Origin of the sequence: Mucilaginibacter glaciei (assembly GCF_014773245.1) — a bacterium.
In the GTDB taxonomy this organism is placed as follows: Bacteria; Bacteroidota; Bacteroidia; order Sphingobacteriales; family Sphingobacteriaceae; genus Mucilaginibacter; species Mucilaginibacter glaciei.
Genome location: NZ_JACWMX010000001.1, coordinates 88,383 through 112,497, shown reverse-complemented (window position 1 = coordinate 112,497; position 24,115 = coordinate 88,383). Strand labels below are relative to the sequence as shown.

Sequence of the window (24,115 nt, the reverse complement as noted above, 5' to 3'; positions counted from 1 at the left end):
AAGTATTTAACCCGCGGTCATTTAATTTTATGGGTTACCCTATTGATCCTTTATGAAACAACTATTCTGTTTTTTATTTCTTCTAACCACGTTAACCGCCGGGTTTGCGCAGCAAAAGTCACTACCCGATTTTTTAGACCAGGCCATAAAAAACAGTCCGCTTATTAAAGACCTTAACAACCAAATTCTATCGGCACAATTGGATAGCGTAAGAATAAGGGCAGGGTTTAAACCACAGGTTACCGCAAGCAGTGCCGCGCTATATGCGCCGGTTATTAACGGTTACGGTTATGCCAATGCTATTACCAACGGGCAATCGGTAAATGGTTTGGTAACGGTAAGTAAGGCATTCATCGGCAAAAGTTATTTAAACAGCCAGTTCGCTTCCATCGGTCTGCAGCGCGATTCATTACGCAACTCCGTCAAATTATCAGAGCAGGATTTAAAACGCACTATCATAGGGCAGTACATCACCGCCTACGGCAGCCTGCAGCAGCGAGCCTTTAATCAGGAAATTGTAACCTTACTGAGTAAAGAAGAGGATCTTTTAAAACGGCTTACCCGCAGTAACGTTTACAGGCAAAGTGATTATCTTACCTTTCTGGTTACGCTTAAACAGGCACGTTTGCAACTATCACAGGCACGCTTACAATATAAAACAGAATATGCCACACTCAACTATTTATCGGGCATTGCAGACACGACTATTGTACCAATTACCAGGCCTGATATTGAAAGTTATATGGTACATGACAGGACCACCAGCATTTTTTTTAAGCAGTTTAAACTCGATAGCATCCGCCTCATCAACAATAAAAAACTTATCGATTACAGTTACCGGCCTAAATTGAACGCTTTTTTAGATGGCGGTTATAACTCCGACCTAACCGGGCAGTATTATAAAAACTTTGGCAGTAGTGCGGGGCTTACGCTAAGCGTACCTTTATATGATGGCGGCCAGCGTAAGATCCTTTACAAAAAACTGGCATTAGAGCGCGAAACCCAACAAAACTACAAAGCGTTCTTTAACACCCAATATACGCAACAGATCAACCAGCTAAACCAGCAAATAAGCGAATATGACAAGGTGATTGCCGAGATAAACGACCAGTTTAAATATTCAGAAAGCCTGATCAAAGTTGATACCCAACTCTTACAAACCGGCGACTTAAGAATTGCTGATCTAATACTGGCGATAAACAGTTACCTGAGCACAAAAAATTTACTTACCCAAAACATCGTCAGCCGGTTACAGCTCATAAACCAATTAAACTATTGGAACAGATAAGATGAAACATAAAATACTTCCCTTGATTTTTGCCTGTTTGGCTTTGCTGATACTTTCATCATCGTGCGGGCAGGGTGCTGCAGATACAGCCGAAGAAGACGCGCAGGTTACCGCACAAACACCTGTTACCGTTACCACGATAAGCAACAGCTCATTGGCTGATACCATTGTGCTGAACGCCACATCAACGTTTTTGCAAAAAAACTATGTGAGCGCCAATGCCATAGGTTACATCAAACAGGTTAATATATCACCAGGGCATTACGTTGAAAAAGGCCAGCTCATGTTTACTATAAAAACCAAGGAGGCGCAAAGCATTGGCAATACCATTAACGTTTTAGATACCACCTTTAAATTCTCGGGTATTAACTATATCCGCGCATCCCGAAGCGGTTATGTGAGCCAACTACTACACCAGGTGGGCGATTACGTGCAGGATGGCGCGCAACTGGCCATCATAAGTGACAGGGAAAGCTTTGCCTTTGTATTACAGTTACCGTATGAATTGCGCAGCGTGATTGCTAACAACCAAAACCTTACCCTCACCTTGCCCGACGGCGAAAAACTGGCCGGTCATATCGCATCGCAAATGCCATCAGTCGATACCCTTTCGCAAACGCAGGGAGTGGTTATAAAGGTGAATAGCCCCCACCCTATCCCGGAAAACCTGGTTGCCAAAGCATTGATCATAAAAACAGCCAAAAGCAATGTACCCTCAATGCCCAAATCTGCAGTGTTATCAAACGAAACTCAAAACCAGTTTTGGGTAATGAAACTTATCAACGATTCTACTGCGGTTAAAACGCCTGTAAAAACGGGTATCAGCTCGGGCGGACGAATAGAAATCTTAGCGCCTGTATTTAAACCTACCGACCGCGTAGCTGTAACTGGTAATTATGGTTTGGCCGATACCGCAAAAATTAAGATCGTAGCAAATGAATAATATCAACAGTTTTTTTATCAACTATAAAAAGCCGGTAAGCCTGTTGCTGTTTATTATGCTGCTTGGCGGTGCCTTTTCTTATTCGCGCCTGCAAACGTCCCTTTTCCCCGAGATAACCTTCCCCAAGATCAAGATCATTGCCGACGCAGGTTTACAGCCGGTAAATAAAATGATGGTTACGGTAACCAAACCTCTGGAGAACGCGGTAAAGCAAGTGCCCGATCTGCATTATGTGCGCAGCACCACCAGCCGCGGCAGCTGCGAAATATCTGCCTATATGAACTGGGATGCCGATGTAGACCTGAGCCAGCAACGCATTGAATCGCGCATTGCACAGATCAAAAACGCGCTCCCGCCAGAGGTGAATGTAACGGTCGAAAAAATGAACCCGTCTATACTACCTGTAAGTGGCTACACGCTCGAAAGTCACAGTCTATCGCCTATCGAACTAAAGCAACTCGCTACTTACACAGTAAAACCATTCCTGTCGCAGGTGGAGGGGGTGTCAGACATACGCGTTATCGGCGGTAAAACAAAAGAGTACTGGCTGGTTTTAAACCGCCAAAAAATGAGTTCGCTAGGCCTCACGCCGGATATGATCGCCAACACACTTACACAAACGGCTTTTATCAAATCGAACGGGTACCTGTCAGATTATAAGCTACTCTACCTTACCGTCACCGATGCGAGTGTCAACACCAGCGAGCAATTGGATAACCTGATTATCAGCAATAACCGCAAGCGAATTATATTTTTAAAGGATGTAGCCGATATACAGGTAAACCCGGCTATAGAATACACCAAGATAAACGCCAACGGGCATGACGGGGTATTGATAGCCGTAATTAAACAGCCTAACGCCAACCTGGTGTCGCTCTCTGCAGCGATGACAGCCAAAATAGCCTCGCTGCAAAAGATCCTGCCTAAAAATGTAACCATAAAACCTTACTATGTGCAAGCCGACTTTGTAAACGAATCGGTAAAAAGCGTGAGCGATAGTTTGTGGATAGGTTTGGCGCTCGCCATTATTGTAGCTATTATCTTCCTCCGGTCGCTTAAGGCCAGTGCTACCATCCTCATTACTATCCCCGTAACGCTGGGCCTTACGCTTATTGTGGTATACGCAATAGGTTATACCTTAAATATTATGACGCTGGGGGCTATAGCCGCCGCTATAGGTCTAATTATCGATGATGCCATTGTAGTGGTAGAGCAAATTCACCGCACGCATGAGGAGCACCCGGAAGAGCCTACATTAACCCTGCTGCAAAAAGCTATTAACTACCTGTTGCCAGCTATGGTCGGCTCGTCGGTGAGTACCATAGTTATTTTTATTCCCTTTTTACTGATGACAGGCGTAGCAGGTGCCTATTTCAAAGTAATGACCAATACCATGATCATTACGCTGGTGTGTTCATTTTTTGTAACCTGGATAGGCCTGCCGGTCATTTATCTGCTGCTCACCAAAAATTCGGCAATCAATACCCTGCAGAAAAAAAAGGAGGCCCATGAAGTAAAACGGCAGGCATGGGTATCGTACTTTATTATGCGCCCGGTTTTAAGCATCATTATTATGCTGGCATTGGTGGTTGTTGTGGTTTTTATACCGGGTAAACTGGCCACAGGTTTCCTGCCGGATATGGACGAGGGGAGCATTGTGCTTGATTATACATCGCCCCCGGGCACCTCTCTTGAAGAAACAGACCGCATGCTGCGCGAAATTGAAAAACTAATTATCAAAGAACCGGATGTAGCCGCATATTCGAGGCGCACAGGTACCCAAATGGGGTTTTTTATCACCGAGCCTAATACCGGCGATTACCTGATCCAGCTTAAGAAAAAGCATGGTAAAACTTCTGAAGAGGTTATAAGCGACCTGCGCACCCAGATAGAGGCCTCGCAACCGGCATTGCGGGTAGATTTTGGGCAGGTAATTGGCGATATGCTGGGCGACCTGATGACATCCACCCAGCCTATAGAAATTAAGATCTTTGGCGATAACCAGCTAAAGCTCCAGGAGCTATCAAAGCAAATGGCTGCTATTGTTACCGCAACAAAGGGTACCGCCGATGTTTTTGACGGCATTGTAATAGCGGGCCCATCGGTAAACATATTGCCCGATTATACTAAACTGGCCCAATTTAATTTAACACCCGCCGCCTTACAAACCCAGGTGCAGGCTGCCTTAGATGGCACCGTCGTCGGCAATTTATTTGAGAAAGAACAGCAATCGGCTATCCGGATGGTTTATCCGGGCAACCGCACCCAAAATGTAAACGGTATTAAAAATTTAAACCTGTTTTTACCCGATGGGAAATTAGTACCCATAACCCAACTGGCCAATGTGGAGATCAAAACAGGCGATGCCGAAATACAGCGCGAAAACTTACAGGCCATGGGTGTAGTGAGCGCCCGGCTGGACAACGGTGACCTGGGCAGCGTAATCCCTGCCATTCAGAAAACGGTAGCACAGAAAATGAACCTGCCTGCCGGCTACCATATAGAATACGGCGGTGCTTATGCCGAGCAGCAGCAATCATTTAAAGAGTTGTTAATGATCCTCATTACATCAAGCTTATTGGTGTTCGGCGTTATGCTCTTTCTATTCAGGCAATTTAGGATAGCACTTTTGATATTAGTGGTTGCGGTATTAGGTATTGGCGGCAGTTTACTGGCTTTATTTATTACCAATACGCCCTTAAACGTCGGTAGCTATACCGGCTTGATCATGATAGTGGGCATCATCGGCGAAAATGCCATCTTCACTTTTTGGCAGTTTAAGGAGAGCGCACGCGTAAGTTCTACCGATGATGCTATCGTTTATTCCATATCGACCAGGTTACGCCCTAAGCTGATGACGGCCCTTGGGGCGATAATTGCTTTGATGCCGCTGGCATTGGGCATTGGGGCGGGTGCGCAACTACACCAGCCACTGGCAATTGCAGTTATCGGCGGCTTTTTATCAGCCCTTCCCCTTTTACTGATCGTGCTGCCATCTATGATGCGGTTGCTTTATAAAAATCATTCTTTTAAAGAGGTAAGCGAGTCGCACCACATCATTTAACGTTAATTTATTTTATAAGTTATTGAATCGTAAATATTTGGTTTGCAATGCTTTGAAGCAGATGGTTTTCGGTCTTGAAAACTATTCCACCGCCGGCCCATAAAATGACTAAACTCTTATTGTAAAACAAGCATAGCTTTATATTTTTGCGGCCCCATATAAAGCTATGTATAACGAATTGAACCTGGTTGATATCGCTTCCAAACACGTATTGTTGCAACAAAGCCGCAAAGCCCTTAAAGGCCGCTGCCCCTTTCACACAGATGAAACCACGTCATTAATGATTATCCCGCACAGCAACCAGTTTAAATGCTTTGGTTGCGGTGCTGAGGGCAGCTCTATTGAGTTTTTAATGTTGATAGAGAACAAGAACCGCCAACAGGTTATCGAGGATCTGGCTAAAAAGACTTTTGTCTATTAAAAACTATACCCGTAGCTTTGAGTACACCACCGGTGATAAACTTAATACAAGAGCATGGAACATAAGGCTATATCTATCCGGCCATTTATTGGCGCCAAGGATTTTGACACTTCCCGCCGGTTTTACCACGATATGGGTTTTGATGAAACCACTTTAGGCCCGGGCATGTCGGTTTTTAAAACGGGAAACATCTCGTTTTACCTGCAGGACGCTTATGTAAAAGACTGGGTGGACAATACCATGGTCTTTTTAGAGGTTGACGATGTTGATCGCTACTGGAAGGAACTATCCGAGTTAAATCTCCCTGCTAAATATGATGGAGCAAGGCTCACCCCTGTTAAAACATACGATTGGGGCCGCGAATGTTTTGTGCATGATCCATCAGGCATCCTATGGCACTTTGGCGAGTTTAGCAAATAGAATATCAGCTTTTCAGCGTTAAATCAGTAAGATTCTGATAGAAAAACCTATTTTTAAGGTTAATGAACTACACAGACCTGCTACTGATAGCTATATTATTTTTTTGCGTTTGGGATAGCTGCCGGCATGGATTTGTACTGGCAGCTTTAGGGCTTATAGCATGGTGCGGTACATTATTCTTCGCCTTTACCACTAACAGTTTTTTTAGCGGTTTGCTTACCCGCTTTGCACCGGCTACAGGAATTTGGGCGGCACCACTGTCGGTCCTTTTTGCTATACTGCTGTTTAAACTGTTATTTGATCTGTTAAGTTCAGCAATTTTACGGCAAGTGTCAGAAAGGGTACATGATTCTTTGCTGAACAAGATTGCCGGCATATTGCCAGGGTTAGTGAAGGGTTTGATCTGGATGGCGCTTATTGGTGGATTATTATTGCTGATGCCTTTCAACAACGAACTATCAAAAGAAACCCGCGACAGCGAAATAGCCGAACGGTTAAAACCCAAAATAGGCTGGCTGGAGGATAAGCTCTCGCCCATTTTAAGTAAACCGTTAACGAGGCTACTGCCTAAAACAGATGCAGAAGTTAGTGAAACACCTGCCGAACTTCCCTTTAGGGTATTGAACCCAAAGGTGCGTACCGACCTGGAAGCTGAAATGCTGGTGAAGGTGAACAGGGAGCGCACTAAAAGAGAGCTAAAGACACTTAAAGCCGACCCGGAAATAGCCGTAGTTGCGCGCGCCCATTCGGTAGATATGTTTGCAAGGAGCTACTTTTCGCACTACACGCCTGAAGGGATAGACCCTTTTGAACGAATAAGAACTGGGGGCATCCACTTTTTTACTGCAGGCGAAAACCTGGCACTGGCGCAAACACTTAATATAGCCCATAGAGGCCTCATGGAATCGCCGGGGCATAGGGCAAATATTCTCAATCCTGCATTTGGCAGGCTGGGCATAGGTATTGTTGACGGCGGCATTTATGGGCTGATGATTACACAAAACTTTCGGGACTGATAGCTTATGGCTCTCAATTTTAACTTCATAAAATGGCAGTATTAGGTTATCTTGCCAATCATTTAATCCATCCAATTATGAAACGCAGAAAATTTGTTCAAAGCTGGGCATTTGCAGGCGCATCGTTACTTACAGGTAGTATGCTAAAGGCACGCGCGGCTGAAACTTCTTTATCTGCCGCAGGCAAACCTTTTAACCTCAACTATGGCGTACACGATGGTATGTTTAAAAACCATGCCGGCGACGACTTTGTAGAGCAGATCAAATTTGCTTACGACCAGGGTTTCCGTGCTATTGAGGATAACGGGATGGCTTCCCGAACTTCTGATCAACAAAAAAAGATTGCTGATACACTTGCCAAATTGGGTATGGCAATGGGCGTATTTGTACAGCCTGGTCTAAGCAATGACGGCAACATGCTGGCATCGGGCAAGGCCGATATTGTTGAAAAATTTATAGCATCGTGCCAGCAGGCTGTCGAGGTGGCTAAACGCATTAACAGCAAACTGGTAACTGTTGTACCTGGCGATTTTGACCGTAAGCTTCCTATAGGTGTACAAACCGGTAATGTAATTGAGGCGATTAAAAAAGGGACAGCCGTCTTAGAGCCCCATGGTATTGTGATGGTTTTAGAGCCGCTAAGTGATAACCCCGACCTGTTCCTGCGAACGCCTGACCAGGCTTACTCGATCTGTAAAGCGGTAGGCAGCCCCTCCTGCAAAATACTATATGATATGTATCACGTGCAGCGCAACCAGGGTAATATTATCCCTACACTAAACCTGGTGATTGATGAAATAGGTTACTACCAGATAGGCGACAACCCCGGCCGCAACGAACCCGGCACCGGCGAAGTCAATTATAAAAACATCTTTAAACACATTTACGCTAAAGGTTACAAAGGCGTAATAGGCATGGAGCATGGCAACGCCGGCAAAGGCAAAGAGGGCGAACTGGCCCTGATAAAGGCTTATCACGAAGCAGATAGTTTTATGTAAAATTAGAGCTGATCGGTAGAAGAATGGCAAATTTAGATATCAGCTAAACAAAGTATCTTTGTGTTAGTTAATGCAGTATTAAACAGGAAATTAACATTTCTTAAAATTGCCCCAACATTATTTATACATGAAGCTCCTAACTGCCCTGTTTATCCTGACACTGATTTTAACCGGGGTACGTGCTACAGCGCAAACTGTTAAAAACGACAGTATTACAATAGCTATTGAACCGCAATACAATAAGGTAAGTAAGCTGCACCGCACCCTCTTTGGCGAAAATTACCGTAAGCTTTGGGCTGTACCTGTTAAGTTGCGCGTTTTTCATTTGCAAAAGGAAAAGGGAGGCTTAACCATTTTACAAACCGGGGGCGGCATGCAAACCAGGTCTTTACGGCTGCGCGATCCCTCGGGCCAGGAATGGGTATTGCGTACTGTACAAAAATATCCCGAACGGAAACTCCCGGCCAACCTGCGCAAAACAGTAGCCAAAGATATTTTGCAGGACCAGGTATCAACAGCCAATCCTTTTGCCTCATTAACGGTACCGCCGCTGGCCGATGCGGTAGGTATCCTGCACTCAAACCCCGAGATCGTTTACATTCCGGACGACCCTGCTTTGGGTGAATACCGGAAGGATTACGCAAACAATGTTTTTCTTTTTGAAGAACGCGAACCTCTGGAATCTGACAAAACTGATAACACCAAAAAAGTACAGGAGAAGCTGCGCGGTGATAACGATGTTAAGGTTGATGAAAAGGTAATTCTACGCGCCCGGCTGCTGGATATGATATTAGGCGACTGGGACCGCCACGACGATCAGTGGCGTTGGGATAAGGATAAGGACAAAAAGAACAAGAGCACTTTGTATTCCCCCATCCCCCGCGACCGCGACCAGGTTTACTACAAAACATCCGGGATTTTTCCTTATATCGTTTCGCATCAGTGGTTAAAAGCCCGCTTCCAGCCCTATGAAGCTAAAATACGTGACATAAACGCATGGAATATTGGCGGCCAGTATTTTGACCGTTACTTCTTGAATAGGTTGGATGAGAATGACTGGAAAGAGCAGATTGTTTATGTACAGGCTCACCTGACAAACCAGGTTATCGAAGATGCCTTTAAGCGCCTGCCGGTAGATATTTACGAGCTTTCGGCCAGGAAACTTATCCAAACCATGGAGGCCCGCCGGGACAATATGACTACCCAGGCCATTGAATATTACCGCTTCCTGGCGCAGATTGTAGAGGTACCCATGACTGATAAGAAGGAAAATTTTGATATTAAAGAAGATGAGGGCGGACATATAGCCATCACGATCAATAAGATCTCAAAAAATGACAGTCTGGAACAGGTGCTCTACCATCGCGTGTTTGACCCTGCTGTTACGCAGGAAGTGAGGCTATACGGTTTTGACGGCAAGGATATTTTTAAGGTTTATGGCGATGGAAAATCAAAAATAAAAGTGCGGATGATCGGCGGCGACGGCGTAGATTCGTTTTCAGTAGCACCAACCGTAAACAATAAAGCAAATCTTTACATCTACGACCGATCTGATAAAAAGAACATCCTGCCGGCACGCTCCGAAGCGAAATTGAGGTTATCAACAGATACAACTGTTAACGATTACGATAAGAACAGTTACCGTTTTGACCGCTTCGAACCAATTGTATCGGGCGGGTATAACAATGATTACGGCGTATCGGTCATCGGCGGGTTTTCATACACCAAACACGGTTTCCGCAAAGAACCGTTTGATTACCGCCACGAATTTTTGGTTGATTATTCACTGGCCCGCCACTCGTTCCTGATCACCTATGCCGGTGAGTATAAAAAAGCCGTTGGTAATAACGATCTGAAGATAAACCTGCTTTCGCGCGGGCCTAACAACGTGATTAACTTTTTCGGCCTCGGTAACGAAAGTGAATTTATAGACAAGGGTAACCGCGAAATAGAATATTACCGGAACCGGTATGACCTTGTAACAGCCGACGTAAGGATATCGCATACGTACAGCAACCTTAAATTAAATGCGGGTATAGTGGCCCAGTATTATCACAGCAGCCAGGGTAATAACGATACTAAATTTTTGAACGCTTACAATATTGCCAACCCACAACAAGATGTATTTTCGACCAATGGATTTGCAGGGATAGTGGCCGGGGCAGATTATGACACTCGTAACCATTCGGCCCGAACCGTTAAAGGTGTTTATTGGCATACCACCTTAACAACGCTGCAGCAACTAAACAAAGGCGATGACCGTTTTGGGCAATTACTATCTGAATTCACCTTTTACCTGAACCCCGATCGCGATTCGGTATTCACCATTGCTAATCGTACCGGCCTGGCTACCACCGTTGGCGGTGCGGCTTACTACCAGCAATTAAAATTAGGCGGTATTAATAACTTGCGCGGTTTTCATACAGGCCGGTTTACCGGTAAAACAATGGCCTATAACGACATCGAACTGCGTTTAAAGATACTCGATTTTAACTCCTACCTTTTCCCGGGATCTTTCGGTGTTTTGGGCTTTAACGATATCGGCCGCGTTTGGGTGCCCAATGAGTCGTCGTCCCAATGGCATGATGGCTATGGTTTTGGTGTGTATCTCATCCCCGCTAACCTGGTTTCTATCCAGTTTTCTAAAGGTTACTCCAAAGAAGGATCAATCAGCTACCTATCATTAGGTTATAAATTCTAATAGGTTTATTGGCATCTGTTTTTAACATTTATTGTGCATAACAATGCGTCTGCTACGTAAGTTATTCAGGCCGACGTGTCTCTGTTCCCCGACAACCGATAGTCGTTTTGCCTACATTTTAGAATACATAAAAATATATCTGACCGAAAAACTGAACATCGACGCGCTTTGCTGCATGGGCTTTATGAGCAATGCCAGTTTTTCCGTGCCTTTAAACAAGAGTAAGGGATCTCGCCTGTTGATTATTTTACTAAAGAGCGGATCGCTCTGGCTAAACGGCTGATAAACAACCCATACTACAGCATTTACGAAACTTATTTTAAAGCTGGTTTTAACAACTTAAATTAATTTAGCCGTGCGTTTAAAAGGATAGAAGAGATGACTCCGAGCCTTTATAAACACAGCGTTAACGTCAGATCAAAAAACTAAGCTAACAAATCCTTTGGCACGGTATTGGTAATAACGTTAATATGAAAATAGTACACATCAACATCAACCAGCCAATCAAAAAGATCGAAACATCTATCAAAGCGATGTTGCGTGTAGAGTACAATAATTTGAAAGCTAATGTGCGCTTTTTAAGCAATCATCCGGCAAATCAGCAATTTCCAGGCTTCATCGCCTGATCTATATATACCATTTACCTATGGGAAAAAGCTTCTTTTTTTAAAGAAGCTTTTTTTTTGCCCAAGTTTTTGAATAAACAAAAAAATCACGCGCTTTACGCGCGCGATCTTTTTAATTTTTCCTTATTAAACTAACGGACTTGCGTAGTCCATTACCTTATCCATAGTGATGGGTAAATCGTTCACCCTTTTGCCTGTCGCGTGGAAAACGGCGTTAGCAATAGCAGGCGGAACAGCCACTAATCCAATTTCACCCAGCCCCTTGATGCCTAAATCATTCACTATTTTATCGTCCTCCTCTACAAATATCACTTCCAGATCGTTAATGTCTGCATTTACAGGCAGGTGATATTCGGCAAGGCTGTCGTTCATAAACTTGCCGAAACGATGATCCATTACCGATTCTTCACGCAAGGCTTTGCTGATACCCCAAACCATTCCGCCTAAGATCTGGCTGCGGGCGGTCTTCGGGTTCAAGATCTTACCTGCGGCTACAGCGGTAACCATACGGGTTACCTTTACTATGCCAAAATCTTCATCCACCTCCACTTCAACAAATACGGCGCTATGCGTGGCACGGGTGAATTTGCGTTGCTTCATGGCATTAGGCCAGCCCATATTTTTGCTCTTCAGTGTCTTTTCTTTGGTAGCTGCTACTATTTCCCGGTAAGATAAGGGCGGTCCGCTATTGTTTTTGAGATGTAGACCGCTATCTGTAAAATCAATATCGTCAAATTCGGCTTCGGTAAAGGCTGCGACCATCTTTTGGGCCTTTTTAAGCAGCTTTTTGCGTAAGCCCAAACATGCGGCCTGTACCGCAGTGCCAGTGCTTGCAGCGGTGAATGACCCCCCGGATATGGGCGCGAAGGGCATATCAGAATCACCCAATTTAAAGCTCACATCGGCCAGGTCCATACCCATACAATCGGCCGCAATTTGCGCCATTACGGTGTAAGTACCCGTACCAAAATCAGATGTGGCACTGCTTACGGTAAGTTTGCCGTCGGCAGTTAAAACAGCCTCGGCACGGGTGGGTAACTGCATAGCCTCCCAAATGCCTGTTGCGATACCCCAGCCTATTAATTTATGATTCCGGCGCATGGAGCGCGGCTCGGGGTTGCGGTTTTTCCAGCCAAATTTGTCGGCCGCCTGCTTAAAGCATTCCTTCAGCTCTTTACTGGAATAAGGCTTTTCGGTAGTTTGATCCATGTCGGTATAATTCAGCAATCTGAAATCTACCGGGTCCATTTTAGCCTGATAGGCCAGCTCATCTATGGTAACCTCGACAGCATGTAAGCCGGTTGCGCCCCCGGGTGCGCGCATATCCATCGGACTCGCTACATCAAGCGGCTTTAATTTATATTGCAGTTTGGTATTGGGCGATGGATAAAGCATGTTCGCCCAATTCACCACTATCTCTGTATAATCTTCAAACTGCGATGTTTCGCCGATGCTTTCATGATTAATGGCCTGGATCTTACCGACATCGTTAGCACCGAATTTCGTTTTTTGTACCGTAGCTGGCCGATGACCGAACGTGAACATTTGGTGCCTGTTCATGCTTAAACGTACCGATTTTTTCAAGTCGAGCGATGCCATTACCGCTAAAAAAAGCTGGTATTGCGGCCTCAGCCCCGAGCCGAAAGCACCGCCTACATAATGCGATATCACCCTTACATTTTTAAATGGTAGGCCAAAAACATTGGCTACATATAGCTGACAGTTAATTGTGCCCTGTGTCTTGTCAAAAATGGTCAGCTTTTTTTCGCCTTCATACACTACGGTAGATGCAAACATTTCCATCGGGTTATGGTGCTCTATGCCATGTACAAACGTACCTGCCGCCTTTACAGGCGATGCTTCGTAGATCTTTTCCGCTTCCCCCTTTGGTTTAGGCGGGCCAGGTTTAAGCAGTGTTGCTAAACCCTTTTTTGGCAAACGCGCTTCGGTAAGGTGTGCGTGCAGATCGCTTTCATGCTCCTCTTTATCGTACTCAACGGTTACTAACGATGCCGCATACCGTGCCTGTTCAAACGTTTCTGCTACGATCATGGCAATAGGCTGCCCGTTATAAACTATTTTATTGTTGTGCATGGGCACAAACGGCTTGCCGGGCGGGGCATCCATATCCGCGTAATTGAAGCTTAACCACGCCGTCGAAGGCCTGTTTTCATGCGTATAGATCTTAATAACCCCCTGTACCGCCATTGCACGTTCCAGGTTGATCTTAATTATTTTGCCTTTGGCGATGGTGCTGTTCACGACATAGCCGTAACGAAGCTTGGGTACATTAAACTCTGCCGCATATTTTGCACTGCCGGTAACCTTAGCCTCTCCATCTACCCTGCTAACGGGCTGCCCTATATATTTTTGTTGCATGATATTAATTATTGAGGTTTGCCGCGGTTAAACAATTGCGTACAATGGCCCGTTTGGCCAACTCTATTTTAAAAGCATTATCCTTATAACCCATCGCGCCGTTCAAGATAATATCGGCAGCAGCTTCAAAGTTCTCTTTTATGGGGACTTTATCTATCAGATAATCTTCAGCCTCTGGTTTGCGCCAGGGTTTGTGTGCCAAACCACCGCAGGCAATACGCGCATTTTTTATTAAGCCATCTTGTAACTCCAAACCTGTCGCTATGGCTACCAAAGCAAATGCATATGATGTACGGTCGCGCAGTTTCAAATACGCATAGTTCTTTTCAAACCCGTTTTTAGGCAGGTCAATTGAAGTTATAAGTTCGCCGTGCTTTAGTATATTATCCAACTGTGGCTCATCGCCTGGCAGGCGATGAAAATCCGTAAACGCAATTACCCTGTCACCCTCCGGGCCGGTCACGTTTATTGTAGCATCCAAAGCTGCCAGTGCATTACACATATCACTCGGGAATGTTGCGATACAGCTGTCGCTCGCGCCCAATATGGCGTGGATACGGTTATACCCGCCAATTGCCGAGCAGCCGGTACCTGGTTCGCGTTTATTGCAGGGGGTGCTGGTGTCATAAAAATAATAACAGCGGGTGCGCTGCATCATGTTACCACCATTAGTAGCCATATTACGCAGTTGTGCAGATGCCCCGGATAAAATAGCCTTAGCTAATAAAGGATATTTCTGTTCAACCAACGGGTGGTAGGCAGTATCAGCATTGTGGGCCAGTGCGCCTAAACGCAACCCACCATTATCCAGTGTTGTGATGCCGTCCAAGCCGTCAATATTATTTATATCAATCAGTGCAGCGGGTTGGGCAACATTCTCTTTCATCAGATCGAGCAGGTTGGTGCCGCCTGCAATTAACTGCGCATGCTTATCGGCTGTTAACAGCGCGGCTGCTGTATTTGCATCAGGCGCTGCGGTGTAGGTAAAGCTATTCATATTGCCCACCCTCCTTTACATCCATTATAGCTTCAACAATATTTGAATAGGCCCCACAACGGCAAATATTACCGCTCATCAGTTCTTTAACTTCTTCGCGATTGGTAGCATGCCCTTCCTGCAGCATCCCAATGGCCGAGCAGATCTGCCCCGGCGTACAATACCCGCACTGGAAAGCATCGTATTTAATAAATGCCTGCTGCATAGGGTGCATCTCGCCGTTAGCGATACCCTCAATTGTGGTTATCTCTTTACCGTTTTGCATCACCGCAAGGGTAAGGCAGCTATTAATACGTTTGCCATTCACCAACACAGTGCAGGCACCACACTGACCATGGTCACAACCTTTTTTGGTACCCGTCAGGTCCAGCTTTTCGCGCAGCGCATCAAGCAGCGTAACCCACGGTTGTACCAGCAACTGATGCTGCTGGCCATTTATGTTTATGGTTACGGGATGGCTTTTCGGCTCAGCAACCGGCGCATCTTTTACAGCCGTAATATTTTCATCCATAATGGTAAAATTTTCCTAATAAGAAAATAACCCAAAGGCTGTAGAGATGTTTTACTAAACAGATAATATTAAAAAAACGGCAAAAAACCCGGCTCCTAAAAGGAAACCGGGTCGCGTTATATAGTTAATTATTTTGGAAAGACTTAATGAATGGCCTGCGACTTTACAAAAATGCCCGCCGCCGTAAACTTAACCACATAGCGTGTGCTATTGGCGGTGATGAACACATCGTACGAGTCTACCACCGTGCCGGTAGTATGTGCAAAGGCCTTATCAAACACATAACCAGGATAGGTAGTTGTCAAATAATTGGTAGCAACAGCCGGCAAGTTAGCGGCCAGTACTACAGTATGTTTAGCGCCTTTTTCAAGCTGTACACGATTAAGAAATATGCCTGCCTTTGTGAATGTTGTTGCAAACAAACCTGCATTTTTACTGATCACCAAATAGGCCGAATCGCGGGTTACGGCGGCGTGCAATAATGTATCGGTTTTATAATTAGCAGCATAATAGCTTTTAATTGCTGCCGGCAACCCTGTTACAGCTATGGTATCGGCATGCTTTCCGTCGCGGTTGTTAAAAGGGCCACCATCATGAAAGCCGGGGCCTCCGTGCAGGTCACGTGCCCCGCGTTGTTCCAATACCTTAACAAAGGTACCGTCGGCAGCAAATTTTAAACCAATAGGGCTATTGTTATATTTTATAGCTACCACATAACCAGTTAACACCTTTACGCTATCAGTAATTTTGTAAGCCTTCAAAAAGGTATAGCCCGAATAGTTGGTGGTTAAATAGATGCCAACAGCCGAAGGCAGTGTACTAAACGTTACAGAATCTTTGCGGCTATTTTTACTGAAACAACCTACCAGGTAAAGGCTGTCTGTTGTAGTGCCTAAAGAGGTGGAAGCCAGTGTGCCGATGGCAATTGTGCCAGAAAGATCTGAACTGGCTATTTTGGTTACCGATGCCGAGTCTTTTTTACAAGACGAGAACAGCGTTAAGGCCAAAACAATAACAAGAGCGGGGTAATAGATGAAATTTCTCATTTTGTTTGATTGTTAAATTGATAACTATTAGTAATCTATGTTGGTACTAAAGTATCGCCCTTGCGGCTTGTTGTTACAACAGTGCCGATGAATAGCAGAATTGTATCGACTAACAAAATGAGAAACTTATAAGGCGTTATTAATTATTTTTAAGGCCTATCTGGTGGTTGGTATAGTCCATCATGTATTGGTTATTGATAAAGAAATCAATACTGATGATGCTGCGGTAATCGTTGGTATTGTTGGGGTTTTGAACAGTGGTTAAGTTAGTTGTACTGGTGGTTACATAGCTATATTTGAAGCCCCTGTTTGTTGTTATGGTGACGGTAGAATTTGCCGGAAGTGCCCCAATGGCGTTAGTTTCCTTCGTATTTTCAATAATAGTTTGGGTGGGGTTACCCGTATCAAATAAAAACTGGGCGGCTGTGCTGGTACCGTTATAAACCACAGTGCCCGGTATATTGCCCGAATAACCGCCAGAGCTTGAAAAAGTAAGCGGATGCAAAATAAACCCGGTTGAGGTGGCCAGATCCGTCGGTGTTAAACCTATTGATACCAAACCGGCCACATAATTGCCGGCTGTTGTGAAATTGGCGGCGTTAAAAGCAGCCAGTCTGTAACCCTGCTTCAGATCGGTGCCCACATCAAAATAACTCAGTGGACTTTGTATCAGAGTACTTGCAAAACTGTAGCCGGGGCCAACGCCCATTATATCTACCGAGTGCGCAGGCAATTGTGTATTGGTTACCGAGTTCATGACCTTATAGTACAAAAAGAAAGGTATGCGTTTAGTGGCGATATTGCCGTTTGCATCGCCTAAAGTAAAGGTGGCGTAAGCTACATTACCGTACTCTTTGGTCAGATTGGTGGCATCACCGTAACTCATGATGGATGTTTTTGAGGTGATGGTGATACCGTTAACTACCACAGAATCGCCCGTAAACTGGAATCCGTTAGTCGTGATCATTGAAGCGGGGATAATGCCACTGGCATCTAACGTCAGCCCTGATGAACCTGTATCAAAAACAGTGTAATAATTAACCGTTTGCGTCCCCACTTTTGTTACCGGCATAAAAACACGTTTTGAAGTGCCTGATGTATACTCATACAAACCCAACGTTGCCAGGCTTTTTATAACAGGTGCGGTTGTAGTACCCGACGATTCCTTTTTACATGAGGCAATAACCATTATCATGGCCACACCGCATAATATGGTGGAGAGTTTTTTCATTTATTGTTTATTATACCTCATATACGTTAAAAAGTAAAGTTAGGTAACCTGCAGATGAATAAACTGAAGTATCGACAAAATACGGTTATGTCCCGACAATGGTAAAAGACGTTGAATTTATTTTTATTTGCTGCGACTTAGTCCATCTGTACTTGACTCATCTGCAGGTTTTATAAGCAGCGCCTTTTCAAAATAAACCTTTGCTTCGGCCTTTTTACCGGCCATTAAATTAGCCCATGCCAGCATGTGATTGCCGTCATAATCAAATGGATACAGGGTAACAACTGCTTTAAAACGGGCAATGGCAGGTGTGAATTGTTTACGGTTATAATAAATTATCCCTGCCCAATAATTAGCTTGGGGGTTTTGCGGGTCTAATTTTAAGATCTCCTGGTACTGATCTAAAACCTTGTCCCAGCTTTGAAGAAATGATAATGGTTTAATATAGCCAAACTTAGCCTCGACGGCACCCGGCCTTAACGCAGCGGCCTTGCTATAATAGCTCTGTGACGATGGATAGTTTTTATTGAGATAGTAGAGCCAGCCTAAGCGCAGATTCATTTCGTAGCTGTTATCAGAATAGTATGGGTTAATATCACTAATAGCAGCCGAATAGCTTTTCGCAGCCTCATTAACGTAACTGTTATGAAAAGCCTTTTGCAGTACGGTATTACTTTGCGCAAAAGCGGTGCCCGCGCAAAGGATTATGCCTAAAACAAAAAATATCTTTCTCAAAACTTCCATAATAATCCGGCGGTGAGTGAATGTTGATTATAATTTACAGCTCGCAAAGCTTCTTCCTTTCTTTCATATATGAAATTGAACTGCAATTGCACGTGGCTGTTTAACTGGTAAAAAAAAGTTTGGCCTAACTTTAATTTTGAGTTATCTACGGCGTTATAAATATACAACCCGTCGGCCTCAATATAGTTATTTAAGTCGCCAAATGTAGCAAATGATTCCATCCACAATTTATTGGAAACCTTGTAACCGATCGTTTGATGAAATACAAAATTATCTGTACTGCCCCTGTCCATCCACGAACCACGCTCTACAAAGTAAAGGTTCAGGTTTCCCAACGGATATATGCTTAGTTTGGTATTGTATTGCGACAAATGTTCGTCAATAATATTACCAACGTTAACGTCGGCCTGCAAGTCAAACCCCTTCCCATTATAAAGGATGCCGCCTATACCCACATTGCTATGATAGGTGTTACCCAGATATTTTGTATTTAGATAATGGTAACCACCTATTAAAGTCAAGTCGTTAAACAAGGCAAAACTCAGCTTGCCAAAGTATTCGGTCTGCACGTCCTTATTCTCGAACCGGTAGTAGCCATATCTGCTGTAAATATATTGCCCAAAATAAAACACCGACTGATCTAACTGCAACTTGTTGCCAAGCCTGTTACTCAGCCCAACGCGGGTAAAGGATGCGTTGCCCCTGTCCCTGTTCTGCGCTATTTTATATCCGCTCTCTATCCCGGCGCTGATCAAACTGAAGGGAGCTCGCTTTATTTGCCGGTAGGTAACAGCATCAAGGTGGCGCTCCTGCCCGGCTGCCATTAAATCATTATTCAAATACCGGTAGCAAAGACAGCTGTAATACCTGGCGGTTTGGTTAAAGGAATCGTGCTCCAGCACCTTCTCATATTCGGTAATGGCACCGGTGTAGTTTTTTGTAAGATAATAGGCAAACCCCATCCGCAGGTGCAGGTTAGGAAAACTGAGCCCCGCTCCTTCGGCTTGTTTACCGGCAGTAATTAGCTGTTTCCAATCCGAAGAAAGGTACAAAGCCATCGTCGTGCTATCTGCCGACAGGAAAGTAGCCGTTTGCGCATTAGCTGCAAAGGCACACCAAACCAGCAACAGGCTTAGTAGATATTTCCTGTGGTCCATTGTGCCGATGTTGTTGACTTGTTATTATTAACCATAAAACCACAAATTCCCTGTGCATCAATAGTGATAACCGCTTCCATCAATTGCTTACCGCTATTAGGTAAGTTTTTACGTTGTATACCCGTAATCTTTATTTTGCTGCCATCGGCTGTGTTATTGCTTTGATAACTTAATTTAATGTACCTGTAAAATGGGGCGATTAAATCTTGCAGCCAACCCGCCAGGTTAAACCCGTTACCTGGCAAGGGGTAAGTGTCGTTGGCAGAACCATTGTCTGTAAAAACCACTTTGTAAGCAGCCAGGTAAAACGCATAAAGTAACGAAGTTTCGTCGCCGTAAAACCCGGTAAAGTAAAAGGTGGTACCATCATTAACAAAATAAGCTATGGCACCTGTTTGCTTACTGTAAAGGTAGCTTTGTTTAAAACTGTCGGTATACACTTCAAACGTTTCGGCCGCTCCGCTTTCAGTGGCCACATTAACTACATAACCCGGCCTAAAATCAAAGGCATTCTTTAACATGGGATTGATAGCGACTGGTTTGATTAAACTACCCTCGGCAGGTGTATCATAGTTTTTTAACGAAACCCGCCCCCCATCCTGTGCTGTGTAATAAGAAAAAGGATAGGCGATGGTTTTCGATCCGATGTACGGCGTGGCCTGCAACTGAAAATGTAAATGAGGCTCGGGCGACCGGCCCGAATTACCGCAGAGTGCAATTATATCACCTTGTTTTACATGATGGCCAATGCTTACTTTGGTCGATCCCTTTTTTAAATGCGATACCTTTGAGTACAAACCATCTGTGTGTTTTATCACAATGGTGTTGCCCCAGTTTTCTTTGATATTGATTGCGCCTATTTCGTTATCCTCTATATGATCCACCAGCTCTACTACAACGCCGTCGCCACAGGCTAAAACCGGCTTGTTATAACAATAAAAATTCTCGGGCAGGGTACCGGGCAGCAGGTAGGTTTTATTATCCTCATCGGCAATAACAAAATCAAGCGCCTGGCCCCATTCGTGTTTATGAGTAATATCCCCATTGTAGCCTTGCGATACCAGCCAGCTCCCCATAAATGGTAGTTTGATGTCGAAGTATTTAAAATTACAAAGTCGCTCATCGCAATTTAAAGATTGGTAAAGGTTTTTCTCCGGCGAGTAATGCTGTAAAACAACCAACTTGGTTTTGCCCTTTTGAGATCTAAAAAGTACAAGAAGCAAGATGGATATAACGCAGAACGGTAACGATAATACCGGTAAATCAAACACCCCTATCAGCCTGGTGAAGGCATTGACAAACAAAAATGTAAACAACACTGCTACTACCGACCATACATATGATCGCCACGACGGCACCAGAAAGAAACTACCTATGGCCATGGCCGTTATCATAAAATTACTCCCAAGGTGATAATGGCTGATACCTTCGGGATAAATACCGGTGAGCTGGTTAAATACAAGTACTGCTGTAAAGCAAAGTATTAAAACACTCATGGCAATACGCGACCAAACCAAAATTCCGATAGCGATCAGTAAACCTGCTATGGCACTGTTTTGGAAAAATACGGCACTTAATGCCTTAAAAAAAAGATCGGGGTAATAATAAAAGTGAACATATCCGGATAACCCGAACAGCCCCGTGTTATGCATATTATTTGCATCATTCAGTTCGTTTAAAATGGCACTGCTGTTTTGGTGAAGCCCCATCTGGAAAATGCTGTTAGCGGCCGATAGCATCACCCAAAAAGTAATGATAAACGGTAGCGATAAAAACGGAAGCTTGAATTTACCCAACAACGCCCAAAGGTTGATGGTTACAAATGTACAGAGCAAGCAACCTACTACAAGCCATATTAAAAAGGCGGGGTTAACATGATAAAAAGTGCCGAACCCAATCCCAAACAACAGGCTGTTAAAGCAAAAAAAGCCCTTTTCGACGTCCTGTCTGTCATATTTGGCAAAACCTACATAAGCTAAAGATACCAATACACAAAATAGTCCTGACGCGCCCGCTGCCGGGTTAAAGAATGATACTAAAATCAGCAGCAAACCAAGCACCCTGTTCTGCGAAAAGAACACAATGGCATAGCTGTTCACAATGGCCTTTAGATAATATGTGTAATTATTGCTCAAGCGATAGGTTTATTTTGAATACTGCACCTGGTTCTCCATGGCCTCTACATATTCCAGCGTTTCGGGCGAGCGTATAAGCTCAACCCGGCCTGTCTCTGCTATCATGACAACCCCGGGCCGGTATGTAATAAATTGCATCCACTGGGTCATGTTATAGGCTCCAACTTTATGCACAACTACCTGGTCGCCTGCGTTTAATAAGGGCAGGTTTACATTCTCGCGAATGGTATCTATATTCATGCAAAGCGGCCCATACAAGGTCATCGGTTCCAGGTGGGGGTTAAATTCCTGTGCCGGGCTCACCTGGTGGTCGTACCAAAACGAGGTAAACAATGTATTCACCCCAAAATCCATCACCAGCGCGCGGCGGCCATCACTTAAACGTTTATTGGCTATAACGGTGCCTAAAAGGTAGCCTGCATCATCTATCAGCAGGCGGCCGCTTTCCAATATCAGCAAGGGCAGTTCAGTTTGTTTAAAACCAAAATTTAAAATGGTGGTGGTAATCGCTTCTGCAAAGTCGTCAATAGATGGTACAGTATCTATCCCCGGCAAATAAGCGCCTTTTAAAGTATTGGTAGACGGGAAGCCTCCGCCCATGTCGAGATATTGAATGGGATTATTTAAATCCGTTTTACAGCGCATCGCCAAATCGCACATTTTGGTGGTTGCCTTTTCGTAAGCCGACACATTTAAAATAAACGTGCCGATATGGCAATGTAAGCCAACCAACTGCAGTTTACCCGAGGCGATGATCTTGCCGATAGCGCTCCAGGCCTCGCCGTTCTCGTAATTAAAGCCAAACCTGTCCCACAGCGGGTAGGTTCCGGTATCCATATTTACGCGGATAGCGACACGGGGCTTTTGGCTAAGTCCTGCACAAATGGCTATCAGCGTATATAACTCGTTAAAATGATCTATGTGGATAAGCGAATCGTTTTGTACGGCCAATAGCAATTCCTCCGGCTTTTTACCGGGGCCGTTAAAGATGATCTGATTGCCCGGCACCCCGTTTTTGATGGCCTTTTGATATTCAAAGCCCGATACTACTTCGCCCCAGCTACCCTCCTGGTGAAAAACATTGCAAACCGCATTCAGATAATTGGTTTTGTAACTCCAGGCAAACTGTACTTTGGGGTAGCGGGTGTCAAAGGCGCGCAAAGCCGCCCGGTAATTGCGGCGGATCTTTTTCTCGGACAATACAAATAACGGTGAACCGTGCTCTGTAATCAGCTTTTTAACCGGCACACCATCAATCTCTGTAACCGGGTTGCTTTGGTTGCCGGTGGCAAACTTGTTCATCACACCTGCATTAAGTTTTTTGATAAACGGCCGTTCGTATTTTAATTTTTGCATTACGCCTGTCCCTTATTATTATTTGTATTTGCCATCCGGCCAAATGCCGAAAATTGCTGAAAACTGCCGATATCAACCACCTCGTCCCACGAGTAGCGGATAAACATTTTACCCGCCTGGTAATTTTTAAACGGCTTAACCTCGTTGCCCAAAGCCAGCTGTACTAAAGCTGCGGGTTGGTTTTGCCCGGCAGCAACAGTTAAATAAACCCATGCCGGGAACCTGGGGTTTACCTCTAAAACATACAGATCGCCATTAGCATCCTTCATTATTTCTAATTCAAAGCCGCCTTTCCATTGCGAGGCAGCGGCAAATTGCCTGCCCAGTGCTATCAAGTCGTTATCTTCTATAGTGATGCCTGCCCAGGCCTTGCCTTTATCTGTAATATACAGCTTGCGCATGGGCACCACACTTACGGCATTACCTTTACCATCGCCAAGGCCGGCAACGTTAATTTCGGTACCGCTAATGTATTGCTGTGCAATTACGGGCAGCCCCCATTTAGCACTCAGATCGTAAAAAGCCTTTTGAGCAGTTTCGCGATTGTTAACTATTTGCGCCTCATAAAATTTGCCTTTTATCACCAGAGGGTAATTCAACCCCTCGGCAGCGGTATCAATATCGTGTACACTATTCAACATATAAAAGGCGGGCACTTTAAAATGATACCTGGTGCCAAAATCGCCCAAGTTTATCTTATCCCGCGCTGCCAGTTGCGCATGTGTAGGCAAACATGTTTTGATACCCATTTTAGCCATCTGCGCAGATATTTTTATAAAATTAAACAGCTCCGAATCAAAGTTTGGGATGATCACGTCCAGCTGCTCCTGCCCGTTAATCTCGGCCAAACGCTCCAATAAAGCCGCAGACCCGGTAGAGGGGTATGGCACCTGGTAAGCTACATCAACCATGTCGCCCATGTAAATACCGGGCTCTAACGACTCATAAGCCAGGCCAACTATCCGCAGTCCATCTCTATAAAATTCCCTTAACGACCTGATAACTGCGACACCGGGGCCGGGGTTATCGTGGGCGTTTAAACCCGTTACACCAATTGTTAAAAGCTTGGGTGGCGCACTCAT

General features: G+C 44.7%; 19 protein-coding genes. 9 read left to right on the top strand and 10 right to left on the bottom strand.

Going from position 1 to position 24,115, the window contains the following annotated elements; translation table 11 throughout:
- Positions 1 to 52 precede the first annotated feature (52 nt).
- The 9 genes from IDJ76_RS00515 (at position 53) to IDJ76_RS00475 (ending at position 11,477) form a co-directional block, all read left to right on the top strand.
- Positions 53 to 1,288, top strand: a complete 1,236-nt coding sequence (locus IDJ76_RS00515) for a TolC family protein (protein WP_191159620.1) — start codon at positions 53 to 55, stop codon at positions 1,286 to 1,288.
- Between the two features lies 1 nt (position 1,289).
- The gene (locus IDJ76_RS00510; protein WP_191159618.1) at positions 1,290 to 2,231 is read left to right on the top strand and encodes an efflux RND transporter periplasmic adaptor subunit; all 942 of its coding nucleotides are present in this window, start codon (positions 1,290 to 1,292) and stop codon (positions 2,229 to 2,231) included.
- Positions 2,224 to 5,295, top strand: coding sequence for an efflux RND transporter permease subunit (locus IDJ76_RS00505; protein WP_224746145.1), 3,072 nt, complete (start codon positions 2,224 to 2,226; stop codon positions 5,293 to 5,295). The genes IDJ76_RS00510 and IDJ76_RS00505 overlap by 8 nt, the downstream gene beginning before the upstream one ends.
- A 166-nt stretch (positions 5,296 to 5,461) precedes the next feature.
- Positions 5,462 to 5,716, top strand: a complete 255-nt coding sequence (locus IDJ76_RS00500) for a CHC2 zinc finger domain-containing protein (RefSeq protein WP_191159616.1) — start codon at positions 5,462 to 5,464, stop codon at positions 5,714 to 5,716.
- A 54-nt stretch (positions 5,717 to 5,770) separates the two neighbouring features.
- Positions 5,771 to 6,136 (top strand): VOC family protein, encoded by a 366-nt coding sequence (locus IDJ76_RS00495; RefSeq protein ID WP_191159614.1) that lies wholly within the window; start codon positions 5,771 to 5,773, stop codon positions 6,134 to 6,136.
- 62 nt (positions 6,137 to 6,198) lie between these two features.
- A complete protein-coding gene (locus IDJ76_RS20715; protein ID WP_224746144.1) occupies positions 6,199 to 7,152 on the top strand; it encodes a CvpA family protein in 954 nt (317 codons plus the stop codon).
- A gap of 77 nt (positions 7,153 to 7,229) precedes the next feature.
- A complete protein-coding gene (locus IDJ76_RS00485; protein ID WP_191159613.1) occupies positions 7,230 to 8,150 on the top strand; it encodes a hydroxypyruvate isomerase family protein in 921 nt (306 codons plus the stop codon).
- A 127-nt stretch (positions 8,151 to 8,277) separates the two neighbouring features.
- Complete coding sequence (locus tag IDJ76_RS00480) at positions 8,278 to 10,851, top strand: BamA/TamA family outer membrane protein (RefSeq protein WP_191159611.1); 2,574 nt, start codon at positions 8,278 to 8,280, stop codon at positions 10,849 to 10,851.
- A gap of 470 nt (positions 10,852 to 11,321) precedes the next feature.
- Positions 11,322 to 11,477: a hypothetical protein gene (locus IDJ76_RS00475; RefSeq protein WP_191159609.1), complete on the top strand. Its 156-nt coding sequence runs from the start codon at positions 11,322 to 11,324 to the stop codon at positions 11,475 to 11,477.
- A gap of 126 nt (positions 11,478 to 11,603) precedes the next feature.
- Here IDJ76_RS00475 and IDJ76_RS00470 read toward each other — a convergent pair whose 3' ends face one another.
- The 10 genes from IDJ76_RS00470 to IDJ76_RS00425 all read right to left on the bottom strand — a co-directional run bounded on the left by IDJ76_RS00470 (position 11,604) and on the right by IDJ76_RS00425 (position 24,115).
- Positions 11,604 to 13,856, bottom strand: coding sequence for a xanthine dehydrogenase family protein molybdopterin-binding subunit (locus IDJ76_RS00470; RefSeq protein ID WP_191159607.1), 2,253 nt, complete (start codon positions 13,854 to 13,856; stop codon positions 11,604 to 11,606).
- A 4-nt stretch (positions 13,857 to 13,860) separates the two neighbouring features.
- Positions 13,861 to 14,853 carry an FAD binding domain-containing protein gene (locus tag IDJ76_RS00465; protein WP_191159605.1) on the bottom strand — a complete coding sequence of 331 codons (993 nt, stop codon included), beginning with the start codon at positions 14,851 to 14,853 and terminating at the stop codon, positions 13,861 to 13,863.
- Positions 14,846 to 15,364 carry a (2Fe-2S)-binding protein gene (locus tag IDJ76_RS00460; protein ID WP_191159603.1) on the bottom strand — a complete coding sequence of 173 codons (519 nt, stop codon included), beginning with the start codon at positions 15,362 to 15,364 and terminating at the stop codon, positions 14,846 to 14,848. Before IDJ76_RS00460 ends, IDJ76_RS00465 begins: the two co-directional genes overlap by 8 nt.
- A 143-nt stretch (positions 15,365 to 15,507) precedes the next feature.
- The gene (locus IDJ76_RS00455) at positions 15,508 to 16,410 is read right to left on the bottom strand and encodes a PepSY-like domain-containing protein (protein WP_191159601.1); all 903 of its coding nucleotides are present in this window, start codon (positions 16,408 to 16,410) and stop codon (positions 15,508 to 15,510) included.
- A 139-nt stretch (positions 16,411 to 16,549) separates the two neighbouring features.
- Positions 16,550 to 17,641, bottom strand: coding sequence for a hypothetical protein (locus IDJ76_RS00450; protein ID WP_191159600.1), 1,092 nt, complete (start codon positions 17,639 to 17,641; stop codon positions 16,550 to 16,552).
- 123 nt (positions 17,642 to 17,764) lie between these two features.
- Positions 17,765 to 18,385 (bottom strand): tetratricopeptide repeat protein, encoded by a 621-nt coding sequence (locus IDJ76_RS00445; protein ID WP_191159598.1) that lies wholly within the window; start codon positions 18,383 to 18,385, stop codon positions 17,765 to 17,767.
- Positions 18,373 to 19,542 (bottom strand): tetratricopeptide repeat protein, encoded by a 1,170-nt coding sequence (locus IDJ76_RS00440; RefSeq protein ID WP_191159596.1) that lies wholly within the window; start codon positions 19,540 to 19,542, stop codon positions 18,373 to 18,375. Before IDJ76_RS00440 ends, IDJ76_RS00445 begins: the two co-directional genes overlap by 13 nt.
- Positions 19,518 to 21,677 carry an urea transporter gene (locus IDJ76_RS00435; RefSeq protein ID WP_191159594.1) on the bottom strand — a complete coding sequence of 720 codons (2,160 nt, stop codon included), beginning with the start codon at positions 21,675 to 21,677 and terminating at the stop codon, positions 19,518 to 19,520. Before IDJ76_RS00435 ends, IDJ76_RS00440 begins: the two co-directional genes overlap by 25 nt.
- 9 nt (positions 21,678 to 21,686) lie before the next feature.
- Positions 21,687 to 23,033, bottom strand: coding sequence for a type III PLP-dependent enzyme domain-containing protein (locus tag IDJ76_RS00430; protein ID WP_191159592.1), 1,347 nt, complete (start codon positions 23,031 to 23,033; stop codon positions 21,687 to 21,689).
- Positions 23,033 to 24,115, bottom strand: a complete 1,083-nt coding sequence (locus IDJ76_RS00425; RefSeq protein ID WP_191159590.1) for an ATP-grasp domain-containing protein — start codon at positions 24,113 to 24,115, stop codon at positions 23,033 to 23,035. The genes IDJ76_RS00430 and IDJ76_RS00425 overlap by 1 nt, the downstream gene beginning before the upstream one ends.

Excerpts from the sequence above, each read along its gene's own strand:
- IDJ76_RS00445 (WP_191159598.1), bottom strand. The coding sequence starts at position 18,385 with ATGGAAGTTTTGAGAAAGATATTTTTTGTTTTAGGCATAATCCTTTGC.
- IDJ76_RS00515 (WP_191159620.1), top strand. The coding sequence starts at position 53 with ATGAAACAACTATTCTGTTTTTTATTTCTTCTAACCACGTTAACCGCC.
- IDJ76_RS00440 (WP_191159596.1), bottom strand. The coding sequence starts at position 19,542 with ATGGACCACAGGAAATATCTACTAAGCCTGTTGCTGGTTTGGTGTGCC.
- IDJ76_RS00430 (WP_191159592.1), bottom strand. The coding sequence starts at position 23,033 with ATGCAAAAATTAAAATACGAACGGCCGTTTATCAAAAAACTTAATGCA.
- IDJ76_RS00470 (WP_191159607.1), bottom strand. The coding sequence starts at position 13,856 with ATGCAACAAAAATATATAGGGCAGCCCGTTAGCAGGGTAGATGGAGAG.
- IDJ76_RS20715 (WP_224746144.1), top strand. The coding sequence starts at position 6,199 with ATGAACTACACAGACCTGCTACTGATAGCTATATTATTTTTTTGCGTT.
- IDJ76_RS00465 (WP_191159605.1), bottom strand. The coding sequence starts at position 14,853 with ATGAATAGCTTTACCTACACCGCAGCGCCTGATGCAAATACAGCAGCC.
- IDJ76_RS00480 (WP_191159611.1), top strand. The coding sequence starts at position 8,278 with ATGAAGCTCCTAACTGCCCTGTTTATCCTGACACTGATTTTAACCGGG.
- IDJ76_RS00425 (WP_191159590.1), bottom strand. The coding sequence starts at position 24,115 with ATGAGTGCGCCACCCAAGCTTTTAACAATTGGTGTAACGGGTTTAAAC.
- IDJ76_RS00510 (WP_191159618.1), top strand. The coding sequence starts at position 1,290 with ATGAAACATAAAATACTTCCCTTGATTTTTGCCTGTTTGGCTTTGCTG.
- IDJ76_RS00450 (WP_191159600.1), bottom strand. The coding sequence starts at position 17,641 with ATGAAAAAACTCTCCACCATATTATGCGGTGTGGCCATGATAATGGTT.
- IDJ76_RS00485 (WP_191159613.1), top strand. The coding sequence starts at position 7,230 with ATGAAACGCAGAAAATTTGTTCAAAGCTGGGCATTTGCAGGCGCATCG.
- IDJ76_RS00460 (WP_191159603.1), bottom strand. The coding sequence starts at position 15,364 with ATGGATGAAAATATTACGGCTGTAAAAGATGCGCCGGTTGCTGAGCCG.
- IDJ76_RS00500 (WP_191159616.1), top strand. The coding sequence starts at position 5,462 with ATGTATAACGAATTGAACCTGGTTGATATCGCTTCCAAACACGTATTG.
- IDJ76_RS00455 (WP_191159601.1), bottom strand. The coding sequence starts at position 16,410 with ATGAGAAATTTCATCTATTACCCCGCTCTTGTTATTGTTTTGGCCTTA.
- IDJ76_RS00495 (WP_191159614.1), top strand. The coding sequence starts at position 5,771 with ATGGAACATAAGGCTATATCTATCCGGCCATTTATTGGCGCCAAGGAT.
- IDJ76_RS00505 (WP_224746145.1), top strand. The coding sequence starts at position 2,224 with ATGAATAATATCAACAGTTTTTTTATCAACTATAAAAAGCCGGTAAGC.
- IDJ76_RS00475 (WP_191159609.1), top strand. The coding sequence starts at position 11,322 with ATGAAAATAGTACACATCAACATCAACCAGCCAATCAAAAAGATCGAA.